The following is a 19,794-nucleotide window of genomic DNA, read 5'->3' as shown; positions in this document are numbered from 1 at the left end:
AGCATCGCAATATGCGAATGTAGCTCGTTTCCTCCACCAAGCGTCACGCCACCATGCTGAAACGACTCTTCGGCAAGCAACCCATCGAGGTCTGGGTCATCAAGCAGGTCGACAGCGACCTGCTTCACCTGTGCGGGCGCGCCACCCTGCCCGCCAAACCCAGCCGCAAGGCGGTGCTGGCGGCGCTGGCCGAATCCGGAACCGGGTACCAGGGCCCCGTCACCATGCTGGCGGGCGGAGCCGTGCTCAATGCGCAGCTCTTCCAGGTCCTGGTGCCGATCGACGAGCTGCAGCTGCTCCCCGATGGCCAGGCCCGCTGGCGGGAGCGTGACTGGCAGCTCGCCCAGGTTCCCCAGCGCTGTTGGACCTTCCTAGGCCGCCTGGTGGCCAGGCCGGACCCGCTGGGCGGTACCGGCGCCCTGGTCAGCGCCGAGGATGTCTCCGGCATCCGCCGCCAGGCGGAGCAGGAGGCGCCCCGGCGGCCGGGCGAGGTGGTCTTTCGCCCCGAGAACCGCACCGAGGATCACCCGCTGATCGTCTCCCGTGATGAGGGGACGCAGCGTGCCCCTCGACCCAAGCCCGGATGGGAGCGCCGCCACGATGATGGCTGAGCGTACGCCTAAGGCAAGCCTGGCCCTGTTCATTGCCCTGATGGTGCTGGTGGGACTCAACCTGCGCCCCGCCCTCTCCTCCCTGGCCCCGGTACTGACCCGCATCCAGCAGGATACCGGGCTCTCGCCGCTGGCCATCGGCGCCCTTACCACTCTTCCCGTGCTCTGCCTGGGGCTGTTCGCCCCTCTGGCCCCCTGGCTGGCCAAACGTCTCGGGCCCGAGCGGGCCCTGGCCGCCGGCCTGATGCTGCTGGCCGCCGGCCTGCTGCTGCGCGGCGTGCCGCTGATCGCCCCCCTGTTCATCGGCACCCTGATGGTCGGCGCTGCCATCGGCGTGGCCGGTACCCTGCTGCCGGCCCTGGTCAAGCGCGAGCTCCCCGCCGGGGCCGACCTGATGACCGGTGTCTACACCATGGCGCTGTGCCTGGGGGGCGCCCTGGGGGCGGGGCTGAGCATTCCCCTGGCCGACTGGCTGGGTGCCTGGCATCTGGGGCTGGCCAGCTGGTCGGTGCTGGCACTGATCGCCCTGCTGGCCTGGCTGGCACTGGCTCCCCGCCGCGACGAGACGGCGCTGCCCGGGGGCGGCGGCTCGATGCGCTCGGTGCTGGGCCAGCCCCTGGCCTGGCAGGTCATGCTGCTGATGGGGCTGCAGTCGTCGCTGGCCTATATCGTCTTCGGCTGGCTGCCCACCCTGCTGGTGGCCCGCGGCTACGGCGAGGCCGAGGCGGGCTGGATGATGGGCGCCTCGGTGATGGTGCAGCTGCCCGCCGCCCTCGCCGCGCCCTGGCTGGCGCGCCTGGGTCGGGACCAGCGACCCGCCCTGCTCTGCGTGCTGACGTTCAGCGCCACGGGATTCTGGCTGCTGCTCCAGGCCGCCCCCTCGCTGCGCTGGCTCGGCGTGATCCTCCTCGGCCTGGGCCAGGGGGGCAGTTTCAGCCTGGCGCTGACGCTGATCGTGCTGCGTACCGGCAACTCGCGCCTGGCCGGCAAGCTCTCCGGGCTGGCCCAGGGCGGTGGCTACAGCCTGGCCGCCATGGGTCCGCTGGGGGTTGGCGTGATGCTCCAGTTCGACCTGGGCCTCGCCGCCATCACCAGCGTACTGCTGGCCATCTGCGCGCTCTCCGCCGGCTTCGCGCTGTTCGCTGGCCGCAATCGCCGCCTGGAGATCGACGACGGCGGGCAGGTGGTGACCCGCTGATTGCACGCCGCCTGCACCGGGTCAATGCCGGAATGCCGCCCCACCGCTAGACTGTGGGCAGTGCATCGCCAGGAGGGCCCGCAGTGGATGACGGCAAGGAGATCGCCCTGGAGGCCCGCGGGCTGACGCGGCGCTATCGCATGGGCGAGGTCACCATCCAGGCCCTGCGCGGCGTGGACATGGCCCTCTATCACGGCGAACTGCTGGTATTGCTGGGCGCCTCGGGTTCCGGCAAGTCCACCCTGCTCAATATCCTGGGCGGCCTCGACAGCGCCAGCGAAGGCGAGATGCGCCATATCGATCGTCACGGCCACGCCCAGGATCTCGGCCGCGCCAACCAGCGTGAGCTCACCCGCTATCGTCGCCACCATGTCGGCTTCGTGTTCCAGTTCTACAACCTCATCTCGAGCCTCACCGCCCGCGAGAACGTGGCCATCGTCACCGAGATCGCCCGTGACCCCATGCCCCCCGAGACCGCCCTGGCCCTGGTGGGGCTAGGCGAGCGACTCGATCACTTTCCCTCCCAGCTCTCCGGTGGCGAACAGCAGCGAGTGGCCATCGCCCGGGCCGTGGCCAAGCAGCCCGAGCTGCTGCTGTGTGACGAGCCCACCGGCGCCCTGGACTTCCGCACCGGCATACGCGTCCTCGAGAGGTGCTCGAGACGATCAACCGCGAGACCGGTGCCGCGGTGGCGATCATCACCCACAACGAGGTGATCGGCGAGATGGCCGACCGGGTGATCCGCCTGCGCGACGGCAGGGTCGACGAGATCCAGAGCAATCCCCGGCGGCGCCCCGCCTGCGAGCTGCGCTGGTGAGCCCATGACCCGCACCCTGGACCGCAAGCTGCTGCGCGACCTGTGGCGCCTCAAGGGCCAGGCACTGGCGATCGCCGTGGTGATCGCCGGCGGCGTGATGACCCTGATCCTCGCCGTGACCACCCTGGACGCGCTCTCCGGTGCCCGGGACCGCTTCTACGCCAGTCACCACTTCGCCGAGGTGTTTGCCGATGTGAAGCGCGCGCCGCTCGGCCTGGTCGAGCGCCTCCAAGAGATCGAGGGGGTCAACCTGATCGAGCCCCGGGTGCAGGCCGCCATGCGTCTTTCGCTGGCCGGCTTCCGGGACCCCATCCGCGGCCTGGCACTGTCGATCCCCGACGGTCGCCAGCCACTGCTCAACCGCCTCCACCTGGTCGCCGGCAGCCTGCCCGAGGCGGGCCGCGACGACCAGGCGGTGGTCTCGGACGCCTTCGCCGAGGCCCACGGCCTGGTGCCGGGCGACCGCCTGGAGGCGATCATCAACGGGCGCCGTGTTCCCCTCAGGCTCACGGGCATCGCCCTGAGCCCGGAGTTCCTCTACCAGGTCGCCCCCAGCGACCTGATGCCCGACTATCGACGCTACGCCGTGCTGTGGATGAACCGCCGCGCCCTGGCCAACGCCCACGGCATGCAGGGCGCCTTCAACCGCCTCAGCCTGACCCTGCAGGCCGGTACCCACCGCGAGGCACTCAACGCGGCCCTCTGGGAGATGCCCGGGGTGGCGGCCATCGGCCTGCTGGATGAGGCCGAGCGCGGTATCCGCGACTACCTGGACGAGACGCTGCTGCTGTTCGCGCTGATCTTCGTGGCCATCGCCTCCTCCATCGCCTTGGGCGTGGTCTACAACGATGCCCGCATCGCCCTTGCCGAACGGGCACGGGAGCTGGCCACCCTGCGGGTGCTGGGCTACACCCGAGTGGAGGTGGCCCGCATCCTACTCGGCGAGATCACCCTGGTGACACTGGTCGCCATTCCGCCGGGCTGGGCCCTCGGGATCCTCTTCAGCCGACTGCTCAACCAGGCCTTCAGCAACGACATGCCCGCATCCCGCTGATACTCACCCCCCAGGCATTCGGCATCGCCGCCGGTGGCGTGCTGGTGGCATCGCTGCTGGTGGGTATCATGGTGGGACGTCGCCTGAACCGGCTGGACATGTTGACGTCCTCCCCTCCCTCAGCTGCTTAGGCAGCTGCCGCTGCCGCCTGGCGGAAAGGAAGAGGGTTCCTACGGCGCTCAGGCGCAGCCAACGGCTGCCCCTGAGTCGCTTCGGCGGGTTCCTGCTGCTGGCGGCCTTACTGCACCACTCACTTCACAGGCTAACCGGGCGTGCCCCGCCCTTAATACATTGATGGCGCCGACATGATCGGCATTGGACTCGAAGCCACATTCGACACAGGCAAACCGGGCCTGACTGCGCCGGTTCTCGGCGGCAACATGACCGCACTCGGGGCAGGTGCGGCTGGTGTTGTGCGGTGGCACAACGACAAGATGCGCCCCTCGCCAGGCCAGCTTGTAGTCGAGCTGGCGCCGGAACTCGAACCACCCCTGGTCGAGGATCGAACGGTTGAGGCCGGACTTCTGGCGAATTTGGCGGCCTGGCTGCTCGACACTGCCTCTGGCCGAGCGCGACATGTTGCCTACCTGCAGGTCTTCCAGCACCACGAGCGCGTGGGTTTGGCTGATCATGGCGGAAGCCTTGTGCAGGAAATCACGCCGGGCATTGGCGATGCGAGCCTGGAGTTTCTGGACTCGGGCCTTGGCCTTCTTCCAGTTGTTGCTGAACTTGGCCTTGCGGCTCATGGCTTGCTGCGCCTTGCGCAGTGCCGTCTGGTGTTTCTTGAAGCTATTGAGTGGTGCCAGGTAGCTGCCATCGGAGAGCGTAGCGAACCGCGTCACGCCCAGGTCGATGCCCACGGCACCGCCGGTCGGCGCCGGCACCGCGACCTCGCGCTCGGTCTGGATCGAGACGAACCATCGCCCCGCCGACTGGCTGACGGTGACGTTCTTGACCGCTCCCAGCACCTCGCGGCTCTTGCGGAAGCGCAACCAGCCGAGCTTGGGCAGGTAGAGCCGCCGGTTGCCCTGGTCGAGCCGGATCTGCTTGGGATCGGGATAGCGGAAGCTGTCACGCTGGCCCTTCTTCTTGAACCGCGGGAAGTCGGCCCGCTTGGCGAAGAAGTTAGCATAGGCGCGATCGAGATCTTTCAGCGACTGCTGGAGCGGGTGGATCGGCCCATCCTTGAGCCATGGCGTGTCGTCGCTGTTGCGCCAGCCGGTAAGCTGCTTGCACAAGGCCGCATACCCCAACTTCTTCTCACCGGCTGCATACCGCTCTTTCTGCAACGCCAGCCCTCGGTTGAACACGTACCGTGCCATGCCGGCAAACTGGCGCATCTTGCGCACCTGCTCGCCGTTGGGCATCAGTTCGAATTTGAAGGCTTGGAGACGTTGCATGAAGCACCTTGTGCTGTCGATACATCCAGTATTATAGGGCGCCTGCGGCGCCCGCGCTACCTCGGCGGCCCCATCCTTCCCCGCACTAGAAGTACGGGGCATGTCGCGCTTTTTGGTCAGCTCGCTCAAGGCGTCAGCTTAATCGAGGAAAAACGCGATGAGACCGTCACACCGCTGGATTCGCCGCCTGGCCTGGGGCCTGGCCGCCCTCGGCCTGCTGCTCCTGCTGGCTTGGGCGCTGCGCCCGGCACCGGTGGCAGTGAGCGTGGCCCGCGCCGAGCGACGCTTCACCGAGGCCGAGTTCGAGCGCTACCAGACGCTGCACCAGTGCAACCTGGTCTCCGGCACCGACCTGGATCAGCGGCGCAGCCAGCTCGACCGCCAGCGTGCCGTGGAGCGCTCCGCCGCCTCCAGCATTGAGGCGGCTCGCTTCGAGGTAGAGAGCGCCCGGGCCGTCCTGGCGATGGACAGCGGCCAGCGCGGCGACATCGAGCATCCCGAGCTCGAGGTGCGCTCACCCATCGAGGGCACGGTGTTGAACCGCTACCGCTGCTGCGAGGGGAGCGTGGCCGCCGGTGAACCGATACTCGAGCTCGGCAGCCTGGATACCCTGGAGGTGCAGGTGGACCTGCTCTCCATGGACGCGGTCAGGATACGTCCCGACATGCCGGTGCGCCTCACCGGCTGGGGCGGCGAGGCTCCCCTCGCGGGTCGGGTGCGGCGCATCGAGCCCGCCGGCTTCACCCGGGTCTCGGCGCTGGGCGTCGACGAGCAGCGAGTGCCGGTAATCGTGGATTTCTCCGCGCAGAGTGCTCCCGCCGAGCTGGGCCTGGGCAGCGGCTTCCGGGTCGATGCCGAATTCCTTATCTGGCAGGCCGATGAGGTGCTGCAGTTGCCTACCAGCGCCCTGTTCCGCGCCGATGGTCAGTGGTCGGTGTTCCGCGTCGAGGAGGAGCGTGCCCGGCGCGTCGCGGTGACGCCGGGACGGCGCAGCGGGCTGGTCACCCAGGTACTGGCAGGCGTGGAGGCCGGGGACCGCGTGATCGTGCACCCCGGTGAGCGGGTCGAGGATGGCATCCGGGTCGCAGTGGCACCATGACAGCCAATGGGCTGGCAGCGTGGGGTTGTGACGCCACGGTCACCGGGTATCATTGGGCGCTGCCATCGCCCCGGAGCCGCCCATGACCGCCCCCGTATCCGACCCTTCTCGTCCCCTGCTGGTGATCTACACCGGCGGCACCCTGGGCATGCGCGAGACGCCCGAGGGGCTGGCGCCGGGCGGCGATATCGCCGAGCGGCTCGCGCACGCCCTGGAGCAGCTGCCACCAGGGCCTGGTGCCGGTTTGCCACCCTACCGGCTGCTCGCCTTCGACGCGCCCATCGATTCCAGCGCCGCCACCCCCCGCGACTGGTCGCGGCTGGCCGGGGTGATCGCCGCGCGCTACCGCGACCACGCCGGCATCGTGGTGCTCCACGGCACCGACACCCTGGCCTGGAGCGCGGCCAGCCTCGCCTATCAGCTGCAGGGCATCGACCGCCCGGTGGTGCTTACCGGCGCCATGCAGCCCCTGGAAGCGCCCGGCAGTGATGCCGCGGAGAACGTGGCCCTGGCGCTGCGCTTCGCCGCCAACCCGGCGCTCCAGGAGGTCGCCATCGCCTTCGACGGCAGGCTGCTGCGCGGCGTGCGAGCCCGAAAGTGGCATACCCGCGACGCGGCGGCCTTCACCAGCCCCAACTATCCGCTGCTCGGCGAGCGGGTCGGCAGCGATGCCGTGCTCTATCCGGGACGCGGCCTACAGCGGCAGCAGCGCGGCGCGCCACGCTTTGAGCTGCCCGACTACGCCCCCCTGTGCGATGGCGGGGTAGCCCGGATCGCCCTATGGCCCGGCATTACCGCCCGCCAGCTGGCGGCGTGGCTGGACGACTCCCACCTCAAGGGGGCCCTGCTCGAGGTATGGGGTGGCGGCAATATCCCCGAGGACCCGGCCCTGCTGGGGGTCCTGGCCAGGGCCAGCGGCGAGGGCAAGCTGCTGGTCGCCATCAGCCAGTGCCCGCATGGCGCCATCAGCCCCGGCGACTACGCCGCCGGCCAGGGTCTCAAGGCGGCCGGGGTGATCTCGGGGGATGCCATGACGCCCGAGGCGGCCTTGACCAAGCTGGTCCATCTGCTCGCCCAGCCGCTTGCCGATGCCGAGCGGCGGCGGCGCTTCCTCTCTCCCCTGGTGGGCGAGCGAATTTAAGGAAAGCCAAACGTTGACGCCGGTCAGGCAACAGGCGCGCAGAGCGGCTATGGTGGGAAGGGCATTCCCCGCGGTCGCCACTCAGGTACCGCCCCTGGCCAACGCAAGGAGCACCGTCATGGAACACCCCGACCATCCCTTCACCGAACTCTTCGAGCAGCTTGGGCTCGCCTCCGAGCCCGAGGCGATCAAGCGCTTCATCGATCGTCATGCCCCGATCCCCGAGGATATCGCCCTGCCCGACGCCCCCTGCTGGAACGAGGGCCAGGCTGAGTTCCTGCGCGAGGCGATCGAGGAGGATGCCGACTGGGCCGAGGTGGTCGACCATCTCAACACCTCGCTGCGCAAGGGCTGACGCCCTTTCAGGTCCCGGCATCAAAGCAACGAGCCCGCCCCTTTTCGAGGGGCGGGCTCGCTGTTGTCTCGGCTGACGGCCGGGCCTTGCGGGCCTAGTAGAGCACGTCGCGGATCACCCGATAGATGACCTCGTTGGCGGCATCGACGAGGATCGCATCGGGGCCGACGCGGCGCCACTCGTAGCCGTCATAGCGCGGCAGGTCGCGCAAGGCACGCTCATCGAAGCGCTTGGCGATCCCCGGAGGCAGTGGCTTGCCGCGCTCCAGGTTCATGCGAATGCCGGGCGGCAGACCCGCGCGCTCATCCTCGCGGACCCAGTCGCGGCGTTCGCCGAAGAGGCGACGCAGGTCACGCTCGTCGATGATCGGCCTGTCCCGGTCGCGATAGTCGCGGCGTTCGCCGTAGTCACGGCGGTCATCGCGGTCGCGATAGTCTCGGCGCTCATCGTAATCGCGGCGCTCGCGGTCACGATAGTCATCGTTACGACGCTCGCGGTAGGACTCCTCGCGACGCTCGCGAGTTTCCCGGGTCTCCTGCTGCTGTTTCTGCTTCTGCTGGCCGGGGGGGCCCTTGCGCTGTTCCTGGCCCTGGCCCTGGCCACGGCCAGGGTTGTCGGCGGGCTGGGCCAGCGCCGGGCCGGCTGCCAGCAGCAGTGCCAGGCCGGATGCGGCCAGGGCCGTGCGCAGATCGATTCGCTTGCTCATGAGAACCTCCGGTTCCATGTGTGGATGACGATAGCCTAGTCCCCAATCATGCAGCCGGCATGGATTCTGCTGTCGCCACCCAGCGACAGCACCGGACAGAAGACCCGCACCGGGGTCAGCCGAGGTCCCGCATCAGCAGCGCGAACTCGATGCGCTCGGGGGCGATCGCCTCGCCGGGCACCGGGATGCGTACCACATGTCCGGAACCGGGGGCGGCACCCACGGATTCGCCGCGCCGGTTCTCGATATGCTCGAGGGTGAAGCGGCGATTGCCGCCGGGCAGCATCAGCTCCATGCCGTCGCCTACCTCGAAGCGGTTCTTGACGTCGATCTCGAGCACGCCGCGGTCGGGGTCGTAGCCGATCACCTCACCGACGAACTGCTGGTGCACTCCCACGGAGTTGCCGCGCTCGTAGTTCTGGTACTCGTCGTGGACATGACGGCGATAGAAGCCCTCCGTATAGCCGCGGTTGGCCAGGTTGTCGAGCTCGTCCATCAGGCGCATGTCGAAGGGACGGCCGGCCACGGCGTCGTCGATGGCACGGCGATAGACCTGGGCGGTGCGCGCCACATAGTAGTGGGACTTGGTGCGCCCCTCGATCTTCAGCGAGGTGACACCCATCTCGGTGAGCCTCGGCACGTGCTGCACGGCGCGCAGGTCCTTGGAGTTCATGATGTAGGTGCCGTGTTCGTCCTCGAAGATCGGCATCAGCTCGCCGGGGCGGGTGGCATCCTCGATCAGCGCCGAAAGCTCGTCCTGGCCCTCCACGCCGCCGGCGGTGGCGGTGCTGTGGCGAGTGCTGCCGCCGCCGGAGGCGATCAATCCACCCTTAGCGCCTCCCTCTCCCGGGGTCCACAGGCCGCTGGCGGCGTGCGCCGCGGCCGAGTTGGCCGGGACCAGGTCACCGGTCTCGTCGTGGGACGCGGCCACGGTGTTGTACTGCCAGCGACAGGCGTTGGTGCAGGTGCCCTGGTTGGGATCGCGATGGTTGAAGTAGCCCGACAGCAGGCAGCGCCCGGAGTAGGCGATGCACAGCGCGCCGTGGACAAAGGTCTCGATCTCGAGGTCGGGACACTCGGCACGGATCTCGGCAATCTCTTCAAGTGACAGCTCACGCGAGAGGATGATGCGGCTGATGCCCTGCTGTTGCCAGAAACGGGCCGCCGCCCAGTTGACCACGTTGGACTGCACCGAGAGGTGGATCACCTGCTCGGGCCAGCGCTCGCGGATCATCATGATCAGGCCCGGGTCGGACATGATCAGCGCATCCGGGCCGGCCTCGATCACCGGCTCCATGTCACGCAGATAGGTCTTCAGCTTGCTGTTGTGCGGCGCGATGTTCGAGGCTACATAGAACTGCTTGCCCCGCTCATGGGCATAGGCGATGCCCTTGTGCAGGTTGTCGATCTTGAAGTCGTTGTTGCGCACGCGCAGCGAGTAGCGAGGCTGGCCGGCATAGACGGCATCGGCGCCATAGGCGAAAGCGTAGCGCATGTTCTTGAACGTCCCCGCCGGGGAGAGCAGTTCGGGAGCTTGCATGTGGGATCACCGTTGTCAGGACGATGGCGCCCGGGGGCGCAGGGAATGAAGGGGGGCGGATTATAGCAGCGACGCGGGCCACCCTGCAGCGAGTCGGGAGCTGATGTAGGATGGCGCCTTCACGACCCACCTGCGCAGGGCTGGTGCATCTGATGAGCAACGACGATTGTCGCCCGGGCTGTGGTGCCTGCTGCATTGCCCCCTCGATCTCCTCGCCGATTCCCGGCATGCCGAACGGCAAGCCGGCGGGCGTGCGCTGCGTGCAGCTCGACGACGCCAACCTCTGCCGGCTGTTCGGCGATCCGCGCCGTCCGGCGGTCTGCGCTCGCTTCGAGTTCGACGGCGAGCTGTGTGGCAGCCACCGCGACCAGGCGCTCGAGCGCATCGCCGCCCTGGAGCTGGCGACCGACTAGGCGATCCGGTCGAAGCGCTGCAGGGTCTGCAACAGCTCCCTGACGCGCTCGGCAGAGAGCTCGTAATCCGCCATCAGCGCCTCGAGACGCTGCTCGAAATCCTCACCAGGCTCGGCCAGTGCGACCTCCTGCTCCGCCGCTGCTGGCTGCCTGCTTTCGAGTTCGGCGGGCGGCTCGGCCGCTGGAGAAGAGTCCAGCTCGCGTAGTGCCTCGGCGAAGGCGTCGTCGAGTTCCCGGAACTGGCGCAGTTTATCGCGCTCACCCATGGCTTTGCGTGGAGTCTGCTGTTTCATGCCTGATCGTCGTAAAGCGGGCGAACGGGATGTGCTCGCGGCACCGCCGCCCGGATGGAGAAGCGAGGATTATACCCCTATTCACGCGCGCGGCTAAGGGGCGCCCTTCCTCCTGCCAGGGCTACCGCAGATGGAAAGGCTTTCCCGGCGCCTTTCGCTATCACCCTATGGCTAGCTGCGATAGCCCTGTTCCCCCTCCCAGGATTAGCCGGGAATTACGCCCTTGATCCAGACTGTGACCGGGAGCAGTGAAACTATGCATCAGCGCGCAAAGGTGTATTCCAAACTTGCCTTTGCTGTTGTTTAGCACGCATAAAGGAATCAGGCGCGATACGCGACCACACCCCGGATTGCGAGGCCTCAGCATCTGCCTGGCAAAGAAGAGGGCCGGGCCAATGCCCGGACGGGATCATCCGCAAGGAACAGGGCCAGACAATGTTCAACGAGATCATGCGAGCAGAGATCTGGCTGCAGGACACCCTGGAGAGCCAGGAGAGCATTGAAGCCCTGGCCGAGAGACTGGGGTACTCCACCTCCCAGGTCAGGCGGCGTTTTCGCCAGTACTTCGGGATGTCACCCAGTGCCTACCGTGAGGCCCTGCGTCTGGAGAAGGCCGGCAGGTTGCTGGTCCATACGCCAATCAGCATCCGGGAGATCGCCCGGCTCTGCGGCTACACCAATCACTCGGCATTCAGCCGGGCCTTTCTGCGCCGTTTCCGCTGCAGTCCGCGGCAACACCGCCGGGACGGGCGCAAGGCGCTGGCCGAGGCCGCCAACGGGGCCGGCCTGGATGTCTCGCCACGGATCAGGCAGGTACCATCCTGTGCGGCGGTAGTGGCACGCCAGTATGAAGCGACCGATACGCTTCCTTCTCCCGATAGCTGGCACAGGTGCCTGAATGGCTATCAACTGCCCCTGCCCGGTGCCCCTGAGCGTGCGGCGGCCATCACCCTGCTGTACACGCCGCGAACGGAGGCCTGCCTGCCGCGTCGCGACACTGGCGTGCTGGTGGATGAACAGGCAGCCAACTCACTGGCCGTCCCCCCGTCGCTGCGCATGCTGCGGATGCCGACGGAACGCTGTGCCTGCATCGAGCTCACCGACCATCGTGCACTGGATGACACCCTGGCTTCGCTGCTGACGGCACTGCCCGACATGGCCGAGCACTATAGCGGCGAACCGATACGCCTGGTAAAGAGTGACGCGGGGGTCGAACTCCAGCTGCCCCTGCTCGAGACAGGCTGACCGGGCTCGGCGAGACTGCAACGATAAAACGGCGCCCCGAAGGCGCCGTTTTTTCATGCTCGCCGAACTGCAAATCACAATCCGGTACCGAGCCGATAACTCCGAGCTTACTCTTCGACACGCACCAGCCAGGACTCGACGGTATCGGAACCGAACTCGTCCTTCCACGCCTTCAGGGTCTTCTGATTACCACCGCGAGTCTCGACGACTTCACCGGTATTGGGGTTCTTGTAGATCTTCAGCTTGCGCTTGCGACGCGTGCCGGTAGCGGAGGAAGAAGCCGCCTTCGGAGATGCGGCCGCCGGCTTGGGGTCGAGCAGCGCGATAACGTCGGCGGCGCTCTTGTCGTACTCCTTCATCAGCGTTTCGAGCTTGTCCTTGAACTCGAGCTCGCTCTGGAGACGCTTGTCGTTCTGCAGCTTGTCCAGGTTGGACTGGAGTTCCTTCAGCTGCTGTTCCATCTGCATGTATTCGTTAAGAAGTGACATCTAGTGTTTTCCTTGATGCGGGTTTGGCGGGAAACAACGGGCAAGCATTATGTGTGGTAATAACGTCTTATTGCAATAGTCTGGTCGAGTTATCCGATTGAAGCAAGTTGTCACACTTTATAAGGGCGATAACATTTCATGGATTCCACCGGATGAGTTGCCAAGCAACCCGAGGAAGTTGAACTCCTGGGCACCGCCGCCGTGAATGTCGACTCGACGCTTTGCTGAATCCAGAGTTCACCCAGCAGCCGTACAGAAAAGGGGCCCGCCGATTCCGCAAGGCAACTTCGCATATGCGGCCCCATCAAAAAGAAAACCGCCGCCCCGAAGGGCGGCGGTTCTTGTCCGTCGGAAGCGTGCTTCCGATCAGTCCTGACCCATCTGCTGCTTGATCAGGTCGCCGATGGTGGTCGGGCCACCGCTCTCGGGCGCCTCTTCACGCAGCTTCTTCAGGTTCTGACGAGTGTCGTCCTGATCCTTGGCCTTGATGGAGAGGTTGATCTGACGGTTCTTGCGATCGACACCGATGATGCGGGCCTCGACGCTGTCGCCTTCGTTCAGGACGTTGCGGGCATCCTCGACGCGGTCGGCGCTGATCTCGGAAGCCTTGAGCACGGCAACGACATCGGTGGCCAGCTCGACCTGGGCCTGCTTGGCATCGACCTCTACCACACGGCCGGTGACGATGGAGCCCTTGTCGTTGACTGCCAGGAACTCGGAGACCGGATCAGTATCCAGCTGCTTGATGCCCAGGGAGATGCGCTCACGCTCCGGATCGATGGAGAGGATCACGGCCTCGGCCTCATCGCCCTTCTTGAACTGGCGCACCGCTTCTTCGCCGGTATCGGTCCAGGAAATGTCGGAGAGGTGAACCAGGCCGTCGATGCCGCCTTCCAGGCCGATGAAGATGCCGAAGTCGGTGATCGACTTGATGGTGCCGGCAACACGATCGCCCTTGTTGTAGGTGGCGCTGAAGGTCTCCCAGGGGTTGGCGGTGCACTGCTTGATACCCAGGGAGATACGACGACGCTCCTCGTCGATATCCAGGACCATGACGTCCACATCGTCGCCGACCTGGACGACCTTGGACGGATGGATGTTCTTGTTGGTCCAGTCCATTTCGGAGACGTGGACCAGACCCTCGACACCCTCTTCCAGCTCGGCGAAGCAGCCGTAGTCGGTGAGGTTGGTGACGGTAGCGTGAACCTTGGTGCCTTCCGGGTAACGATCCTTGATGTTGACCCAGGGATCCTCGCCCAGCTGCTTCAGGCCCAGGGAGACGCGATTGCGCTCGCGGTCGAACTTGAGCACCTTGACGGTGATCTCGTCGCCCACGGCCACGATCTCGCTCGGATGCTTGATGCGCTTCCAGGCCATGTCGGTGATGTGCAGCAGGCCATCGACGCCGCCCAGGTCGACGAAGGCGCCGTAGTCGGTGAGGTTCTTGACGATACCGACGATCTGCTGGCCTTCCTGCAGGGTCGCGAGCAGTGCCTCACGCTCGGCACTGTTCTCGGCCTCGAGCACGGCGCGACGGGAAACGACAACGTTGTTGCGCTTCGGGTCGAGCTTGATGACCTTGAAGTCGAGTTCCTTGTTTTCGAGGTGCGTGGTGTCGCGCACCGGACGCACGTCGACCAGGGAACCCGGCAGGAAGGCACGGATGGAGTCGACGTCGACGGTGAAGCCGCCCTTGACCTTGCCGTTGATCACGCCCTTGACGATCTCGTCCTTCTCGAAGGCGGCTTCCAGCACCTTCCACGCTTCGGCGCGCTTGGCCTTCTCGCGGGAGAGGCGGGTCTCGCCGAAACCGTCCTCGACGGCTTCCAGGGCGACGTGGACTTCGTCACCGACTGCGATGGCCAGTTCGCCGTTCTCGTCACGGAACTGGGCCGAGGGGATCTGACCTTCGGACTTCAGGCCGGCATTGACGGTGACCCAGTCACCCTCGATGTCGACGACGGTAGCCACGACGATGGCGCCGGGCTCCATGTTGATGTCCTGGAGAGACTGTTCAAAAAGTTCAGCAAAGCTTTCGCTCATGATGTTCCTACGTGATCAACGTTAAAGTGCGGCGGAGCCGCTTCCTCCGCACCACCAGCGAGTGCGGGCCTTATTCACCAAACCCCCGGAGATGTTGGCGCTGGTTCGACCTGGCTCGGCTCTCGGCTAACGGTGCCGAACCACGTCATCACATGCTGCCGGAGGCGCCGCAAGGGAGTTTCAGGCGTCGGGGAGCAGACCGCGTTGGGTCAGGAGCTCCGTCAGCCGATCCACCACTTCCGGTATCGTCAGGCGCGTGGTATCAAGCGTGATGGCGTCATCGGCCGGCTTGAGTGGCGCCACGCTGCGCTGCATATCGCGGGCGTCGCGCGCCTGAATCTCCTTCAAAAGACTCGATAGACTAGCATCCACCCCGGCCTCTCGCAACTGGCGCTGGCGGCGATGGGCGCGTTCCTCGGCACTCGCGGTGAGAAAGATCTTCAGCGGCGCCTCCGTGAATACCACCGTGCCCATGTCACGCCCGTCGGCCACCAGGCCCGGGGGCTTGCGGAAGTCGCGCTGGCGACTCAGCAGCGCCTCGCGCACCGCGGGCAGCGCGGCGACCCGCGAGGCGGCGTCGCCCACCTGCTCGGTGCGGATGGTGGTGGTGGCGTCATCACCCTCGAGCAGCACCCGGGTGGAGTCGGCCTCGGCCACGAACACCACATCGAGACCGCGCGCCACCTCGGCGAGCCGCGCCTCATCCTCCAGAGACACGCCGTGCTTGCCGGCGGCCAGGGCGGTCAGGCGATAGAGGGCGCCGCTGTCGAGCAGGTGCCAGCCCAGCCGCTCGGCGACCAGGCGACTGATGGTGCCCTTGCCGGCACCGCCGGGGCCATCGATGGCCAACACCGGTGCCTGGGTCCGGGATTCACTCATGCGCCCTCCTCGTTCGACTCTTCCTGCAGTGTCAGCCCCACCTTGCGTGCCAGGTCGACGAACCCGGGGAAGGAGGTGGCCACGTTGGCGCAGTCATCGATGATGATCTCGCCACTGGCGCGCAGGGCGGCGATGGCAAACGCCATGGCGATGCGGTGATCCTCGAGGCTGTCGATGCGCCCGCCGCCATAGTTGGGACCCTCGACATTGCCACCGCCCACGATATCGATGCCATCGGGATACAGAGTGTGCTCGACGCCGATGGCGGCCAGTCCGTCGGCCATGGCCTGCAGCCGGTCGGACTCCTTGACCCGCAGCTCCTCCGCCCCGCGCAGTCGGGTAGTGCCCTCGGCGTTGGCCGCAGCGATAAACAGCGCCGGGAACTCGTCGATGGCCAGCGGCACCTGATCCACCGGGATCTCGATGCCCTTGAGGGGAGCGTAGCGGATATGCAGGTCGGCCACCGGCTCGCCGCCCACCTCACGCTCGTTCGTCAGGCGCAGGTCGGCCCCCATGAGCTGGAGGATATTGATCACCCCGATGCGGGTCGGGTTGATGCCGACATGCTCCAGCACCAGGTCGGAGCCGGGGGTAATCGCCGCCGCCACCAGGAAGAAGGTGGCGGAGGAGATATCGCTGGGCACGTCGATGGGGGCCGCGGTCAGCTTGCCGCCACCCTCGAGCCAGCAGGTGTCGCCCTCACGATGCACCGCGTAGCCGAACCCGGTCAGCATGCGCTCGGTATGATCCCGAGTCGGTGCCGGCTCGCGCACACGGGTCTCGCCCTCGGCGTAGAGGCCGGCGAGCAGCAGGCAGGACTTCACCTGGGCGCTGGCCATGGGCATGTCGTAGGTGATGCCCTTGAGCGCACGGCCGCCGTGGAGATGCAGCGGCGGGCGGCCGCCCTCGGCGGTATCGATCTCGGCACCCATCAGGCGCAGCGGATCGGCCACCCGGTTCATGGGGCGCTTGGTCAGCGAGGTGTCGCCGGTCAGCTCGGTATCGAAGGCCTGGCCGGCCAGCAGTCCGGCAAACAGCCGCATGGCGGTGCCGGCGTTGCCCACATACAGGGGCCCGGAGGGCGCCTTGAGGCCGTGCATGCCCACACCGTGGACGGTCACCCGGCCCTGATGGGGGCCCTCGATGGCCACGCCCATCTCGCGGAACGCCTGCAGGGTCGCCAGGCTGTCCTCGCCCTCCAGGAAACCCTTGATCTCGGTAACCCCCTCGGCCAGGGCGCCGAGCATGATGGAGCGGTGGGAGATCGACTTGTCGCCGGGCACGCGGATGCGTCCGACCACGGCGCCGCCGGGGCTCACCCGGTAGCGCAGCTTGCCTTGCTGTTGCATCTGGTATTCCGCCTGATAACTGGTCTTGTTGAGCAGGGATTCGAAGTAGTGCCGGGCGTGGCTGGCGCGATCGAAGGTCGCCAGCATGGCATCGCCGTCGCCGCGCTCCACGGCGTCACGCAGCCGCGCCACACCCGCCTCGAAGTCGTCGAGGGAGGCGAGCACGGCATCGCGGTTGGCGGTGAAGATATCGCGCCACATCACCGGATCACTGCCGGCGATACGGGTGAAGTCGCGAAAGCCGCCGGCGGCGTAGCGGAAGATCTCGAGGCGCTCGTCCTGGCGGGCCAAGGTATCCACCAGCGAGAAGGCCAGCAGGTGCGGCAGATGACTGGTACGGGCCAGCACCTGGTCGTGGCGGGCCACGTCCATCTCCAGCACCTCGGCGCCGCACGCCGCCCACAGCGCACGCACGCGGGCAAGTGCCGCCGGGTCGGTATCCGGCTCGGGCGTGAGAATCACCTTGTGGTCGACATAGAGCTCGGGGTTGGCCGCCGCCACGCCACTCTTCTCGGAGCCGGCAATGGGATGGCCGAGCACCAGGTTCGGCGGCACGCGGCCGAAGGCGGCGAGGGCGCAGTCGCGGATGGCGGCCTTGGTGCTGCCCACATCAGTGATCACCACCTCGGGGGCGGCGCGCCCGAGCTGGCCGGCCAGCTCGCCCATCACGCTGCGCATGGCCAGCACCGGCACCGCCAGCACGATCAGCGAGGCGCCGTCGATAACGTTCTCGAGGCGCGTATCGCCGCCGTCGATCAGCCCCATCTCGATGCCGCGGGCGATCTCGTCCCGGTCGGGGTCACAAGAGAGAATGGTGCCCCGAAACCCGGCAGCGCGCAGGGCCGCGGCCAGGGACCCGCCGATCAGGCCGAGCCCGACGATCAGGATGCGGGACTCGGCGACCGGCTGTTTCACCAGTGATGCCATGCCTCAGAGCACGCCGACGGGGTAGGAACCCAGCACCTTGACCTCGGCGGCGCGCAGGCGCACCTCCTCCAGCACCGCGGCGACCCGGGGCTCATCGCGGTGGCCCTTGAAGTCGATGAAGAACACGTAGTTCCACACGCCGCTGCGCGAGGGGCGGGTCTCCAGGCGAGTCATGTCGATCTGGTGACGATGGAACGGCTCCAGCAGGTCATGCAGGGCACCCGGCTGGTTGCGCATGGCCACCACGATGGAGGTCTTGTCCTCGCCGGACATCGGCACGTCCTGGTTGCCGATGATCAAAAAGCGCGTGGAGTTGTCCGGGCGATCCTCGATCTTCTCGGCGAGCCGGGTGAGGCCGTAGAGTTTGGCCGACATGTCACCGGCGATGGCCGCACTGTGCCACTCGGTCTTGACCAGGCGCGCCGCCTCGGCATTGGAGGAGACCGGCACCCGCTCGGCCTGGGGATAGTGGGCGTCGAGCCACTTGCGGCACTGGGCGAAGGACTGCGGATGCGAGTAGATGCGCGAGACCTTGTCCTGGCGGGTGGTCTCGCTCACCAGCAGGTGATGGTGGATGCGCAGCACCACCTCGCCGCAGATGCGCAGGCCGGAGTCCATGAAGGAGTCCAGGGTGTGGTTAATCACCCCCTCGGTGGAGTTCTCCACCGGCACCACGCCGTAGTTGACCGCGCCGGCCTCGACCTCACGGAACACCTCGTCGATGGCGGCCATGGGCAGGCTGACAGCGCTCTCGCCGAAGTGCTTGAGGGTAGCCTGCTGGGTGAAGGTGCCCTCCGGCCCCAGGTAGGCGACCTTGATGGGCTGCTCCAGGGCCAGGCAGGCAGACATGATCTCGCGGAACAGCCGCGCCACCTCCTCGCTGTCCAGCGGACCCTTGTTGAGCGCCATGATCCGGCGCAGCACCTGGGCTTCCCGCTCGGGGCGATAGAACACCGCCCCGGCGTCGGCGGCGGTCTTGACCTGGGCGACCCGCTGGGCGCACTCGGCGCGCTCGTTCATCAGCGTCAGCAGCTGGCTGTCCAGGTCGTCGATGCGGTCACGCAGCGCATCGAGATCGATGGGGGTGTCACTCATGGTTTTATCAGCCCCTTCTGTTTTCGAAATCGGCCATGAAGTCGATCAGCGCATCCACGGCGGCCTCGGGCACGGCGTTGTAGAGGCTCGCGCGCATGCCCCCCACGCTACGGTGACCCTTGAGGTTCAACAGCCCGGCCTCTTCTGCCTCGGCGAGGAACGGCTTGTCCAGGCGCTCGTCGGCAAGCACGAAGGGCACGTTCATGCGTGAGCGGTTGGCCGGCGCGATGGGATTCGAGTAGAGCGCGCTGGCATCGATCGCCTCATAGAGCTTGGCGGCCTTGCGGGCGTTGATCGCCTCCATGGCCGCAAGGCCGCCGATATCCTCCTTGAGCCACTCGAACACCAGCCCCGCCAGGTACCAGCTGTAGGTGGCCGGGGTATTGACCATGGAGCCGGCCTCGGCCAGGGCCTTGTAGCCGAACAGCGAGGGCATGTCGGGCCGCGCGCGGTCGAGCAGGTCCTCGCGCACGATCACCACCACCAGGCCGGCGGGGCCGATGTTCTTCTGGGCACCGGCATAGATGATGCCGAACCGCGAGACATCCAGCGGGCCCGAGAGGATGGACGAGGACATATCGCAGACCAGCGGCACCTCGCGCCCGTCCGGCCGGCGGGGCCCGCCACCTTCACTGCCGGGTATGTAGTCGAAGGCCAGGCCGCCGATGGTCTCGTTGGCGGTGTAGTGCAGGTAGGCGGCGTCACCGGAGAGCTCGAGCTGCTCCGGGCGCGGCACCGCGGTATTGCCGTCGGCTTCGCTCGACGCCGCCACCCGGACATCACCGAACAGGTGGCGCGCCTCGGCGATGGCCTTGCGGCTCCAGATGCCGGTGTCGACGAAGTTGGCGCTGCCTCCCTGACCGAGCAGGTTGTAGGGCACCGCAGCGAACTGCTGGGTCGCCCCACCCTGGGTGAAGAGCACCTTGTAGTTGGCGGGGATGGCGAGCAGCTCGCGCAGGTCCGCCTCGGCCTTCTCGGTGATGGCGACATACTCCGGCGAGCGGTGGCTCATCTCCATCACCGAGAGGCCATGGCCGCGGTAGTCGAGCATCTCGTCGCGGGCCCGCTCCAGCACCGCGGTGGGCAGCGCCGCGGGACCGGCGCAGAAGTTGAAATGGCGTGTCATGCGTCCTGGTTCTCC

20 protein-coding genes are annotated in these 19,794 nt (G+C 67.0%); 10 read left to right on the top strand and 10 right to left on the bottom strand.

Annotated elements, in window-relative coordinates:
• Positions 1-53: 53 nt before the first annotated feature.
• The 5 genes from ACJ7IV_RS06975 to ACJ7IV_RS06955 all read left to right on the top strand — a co-directional run bounded on the left by ACJ7IV_RS06975 (position 54) and on the right by ACJ7IV_RS06955 (position 3,680).
• Positions 54-611, top strand: a complete 558-nt coding sequence (locus tag ACJ7IV_RS06975; protein WP_483866363.1) for a hypothetical protein — start codon at positions 54-56, stop codon at positions 609-611.
• Entirely contained in the window at positions 601-1,809 is a 1,209-nt protein-coding gene (locus ACJ7IV_RS06970; RefSeq protein WP_483866362.1) for an MFS transporter, read from the top strand. The genes ACJ7IV_RS06975 and ACJ7IV_RS06970 overlap by 11 nt, the downstream gene beginning before the upstream one ends.
• A gap of 83 nt (positions 1,810-1,892) precedes the next feature.
• Positions 1,893-2,525 carry an ABC transporter ATP-binding protein gene (locus ACJ7IV_RS06965; RefSeq protein WP_483866361.1) on the top strand — a complete coding sequence of 211 codons (633 nt, stop codon included), beginning with the start codon at positions 1,893-1,895 and terminating at the stop codon, positions 2,523-2,525.
• Positions 2,498-2,626 carry a hypothetical protein gene (locus tag ACJ7IV_RS06960; RefSeq protein ID WP_483866360.1) on the top strand — a complete coding sequence of 43 codons (129 nt, stop codon included), beginning with the start codon at positions 2,498-2,500 and terminating at the stop codon, positions 2,624-2,626. Before ACJ7IV_RS06965 ends, ACJ7IV_RS06960 begins: the two co-directional genes overlap by 28 nt.
• 4 nt (positions 2,627-2,630) lie before the next feature.
• Positions 2,631-3,680: an ABC transporter permease gene (locus ACJ7IV_RS06955; RefSeq protein ID WP_483866359.1), complete on the top strand. Its 1,050-nt coding sequence runs from the start codon at positions 2,631-2,633 to the stop codon at positions 3,678-3,680.
• A 179-nt stretch (positions 3,681-3,859) separates the two neighbouring features.
• Here the strand turns inward: ACJ7IV_RS06955 and ACJ7IV_RS06950 are convergent, their stop codons facing one another.
• Entirely contained in the window at positions 3,860-5,209 is a 1,350-nt protein-coding gene (locus ACJ7IV_RS06950) for an RNA-guided endonuclease InsQ/TnpB family protein (RefSeq protein ID WP_483866358.1), read from the bottom strand.
• A 28-nt stretch (positions 5,210-5,237) separates the two neighbouring features.
• Between ACJ7IV_RS06950 and ACJ7IV_RS06945 the strand changes: the two genes are divergently transcribed.
• From ACJ7IV_RS06945 to ACJ7IV_RS06935, 3 genes are all read left to right on the top strand, one after another.
• Positions 5,238-6,179, top strand: coding sequence for an efflux RND transporter periplasmic adaptor subunit (locus ACJ7IV_RS06945; RefSeq protein WP_483866357.1), 942 nt, complete (start codon positions 5,238-5,240; stop codon positions 6,177-6,179).
• A gap of 82 nt (positions 6,180-6,261) precedes the next feature.
• Entirely contained in the window at positions 6,262-7,320 is a 1,059-nt protein-coding gene (locus ACJ7IV_RS06940) for an asparaginase (protein ID WP_483866356.1), read from the top strand.
• 118 nt (positions 7,321-7,438) lie between these two features.
• The gene (locus ACJ7IV_RS06935) at positions 7,439-7,675 is read left to right on the top strand and encodes a DUF2789 domain-containing protein (RefSeq protein ID WP_161429873.1); all 237 of its coding nucleotides are present in this window, start codon (positions 7,439-7,441) and stop codon (positions 7,673-7,675) included.
• Between the two features lie 94 nt (positions 7,676-7,769).
• On the opposite strand, the gene ACJ7IV_RS06930 is transcribed toward ACJ7IV_RS06935, so the two are convergent.
• Positions 7,770-8,381 (bottom strand): anti-virulence regulator CigR family protein, encoded by a 612-nt coding sequence (locus ACJ7IV_RS06930; protein ID WP_483866355.1) that lies wholly within the window; start codon positions 8,379-8,381, stop codon positions 7,770-7,772.
• A 115-nt stretch (positions 8,382-8,496) separates the two neighbouring features.
• On the bottom strand, positions 8,497-9,921 hold the full coding sequence (trhP, locus tag ACJ7IV_RS06925; RefSeq protein WP_483866354.1) for a prephenate-dependent tRNA uridine(34) hydroxylase TrhP: 1,425 nt from the start codon (positions 9,919-9,921) through the stop codon (positions 8,497-8,499).
• Positions 9,922-10,073: 152 nt separating this feature from the next.
• Between trhP and ACJ7IV_RS06920 the strand changes: the two genes are divergently transcribed.
• Positions 10,074-10,334: a YkgJ family cysteine cluster protein gene (locus ACJ7IV_RS06920; protein ID WP_483866353.1), complete on the top strand. Its 261-nt coding sequence runs from the start codon at positions 10,074-10,076 to the stop codon at positions 10,332-10,334.
• Here ACJ7IV_RS06920 and ACJ7IV_RS06915 read toward each other — a convergent pair.
• A complete protein-coding gene (locus ACJ7IV_RS06915) occupies positions 10,331-10,627 on the bottom strand; it encodes a hypothetical protein (RefSeq protein ID WP_483866352.1) in 297 nt (98 codons plus the stop codon). The two genes, ACJ7IV_RS06920 and ACJ7IV_RS06915, sit on opposite strands and share 4 nt — an antisense overlap.
• Before the next feature lie 435 nt (positions 10,628-11,062).
• Here ACJ7IV_RS06915 and ACJ7IV_RS06910 point away from each other — a divergent pair, with 435 nt between their 5' ends.
• Positions 11,063-11,872 (top strand): helix-turn-helix domain-containing protein, encoded by an 810-nt coding sequence (locus ACJ7IV_RS06910; RefSeq protein ID WP_483866351.1) that lies wholly within the window; start codon positions 11,063-11,065, stop codon positions 11,870-11,872.
• Between the two features lie 107 nt (positions 11,873-11,979).
• Here ACJ7IV_RS06910 and ACJ7IV_RS06905 read toward each other — a convergent pair whose 3' ends face one another.
• From ACJ7IV_RS06905 to serC, 6 genes are all read right to left on the bottom strand, one after another.
• A complete protein-coding gene (locus ACJ7IV_RS06905) occupies positions 11,980-12,360 on the bottom strand; it encodes a histone-like nucleoid-structuring protein, MvaT/MvaU family (protein WP_483866350.1) in 381 nt (126 codons plus the stop codon).
• Positions 12,361-12,726: 366 nt separating this feature from the next.
• The gene (rpsA, locus tag ACJ7IV_RS06900) at positions 12,727-14,403 is read right to left on the bottom strand and encodes a 30S ribosomal protein S1 (RefSeq protein WP_483866349.1); all 1,677 of its coding nucleotides are present in this window, start codon (positions 14,401-14,403) and stop codon (positions 12,727-12,729) included.
• A gap of 180 nt (positions 14,404-14,583) precedes the next feature.
• Complete coding sequence (gene cmk / locus ACJ7IV_RS06895) at positions 14,584-15,282, bottom strand: (d)CMP kinase (RefSeq protein ID WP_483866348.1); 699 nt, start codon at positions 15,280-15,282, stop codon at positions 14,584-14,586.
• Positions 15,279-17,558: a bifunctional prephenate dehydrogenase/3-phosphoshikimate 1-carboxyvinyltransferase gene (locus ACJ7IV_RS06890; RefSeq protein ID WP_483866347.1), complete on the bottom strand. Its 2,280-nt coding sequence runs from the start codon at positions 17,556-17,558 to the stop codon at positions 15,279-15,281. The genes cmk and ACJ7IV_RS06890 overlap by 4 nt, the downstream gene beginning before the upstream one ends.
• 3 nt (positions 17,559-17,561) lie before the next feature.
• The gene (gene pheA / locus ACJ7IV_RS06885; RefSeq protein WP_161429884.1) at positions 17,562-18,653 is read right to left on the bottom strand and encodes a prephenate dehydratase; all 1,092 of its coding nucleotides are present in this window, start codon (positions 18,651-18,653) and stop codon (positions 17,562-17,564) included.
• A 7-nt stretch (positions 18,654-18,660) separates the two neighbouring features.
• Positions 18,661-19,779, bottom strand: coding sequence for a 3-phosphoserine/phosphohydroxythreonine transaminase (serC, locus tag ACJ7IV_RS06880; protein ID WP_483866346.1), 1,119 nt, complete (start codon positions 19,777-19,779; stop codon positions 18,661-18,663).
• Positions 19,780-19,794: the final 15 nt, after the last annotated feature.

Source organism: Halomonas sp. C10-5, from assembly GCF_057169305.1.
Note: the sequence above shows the minus strand (reverse complement) of the source record. Positions and strands in the feature narration are given on the sequence as shown.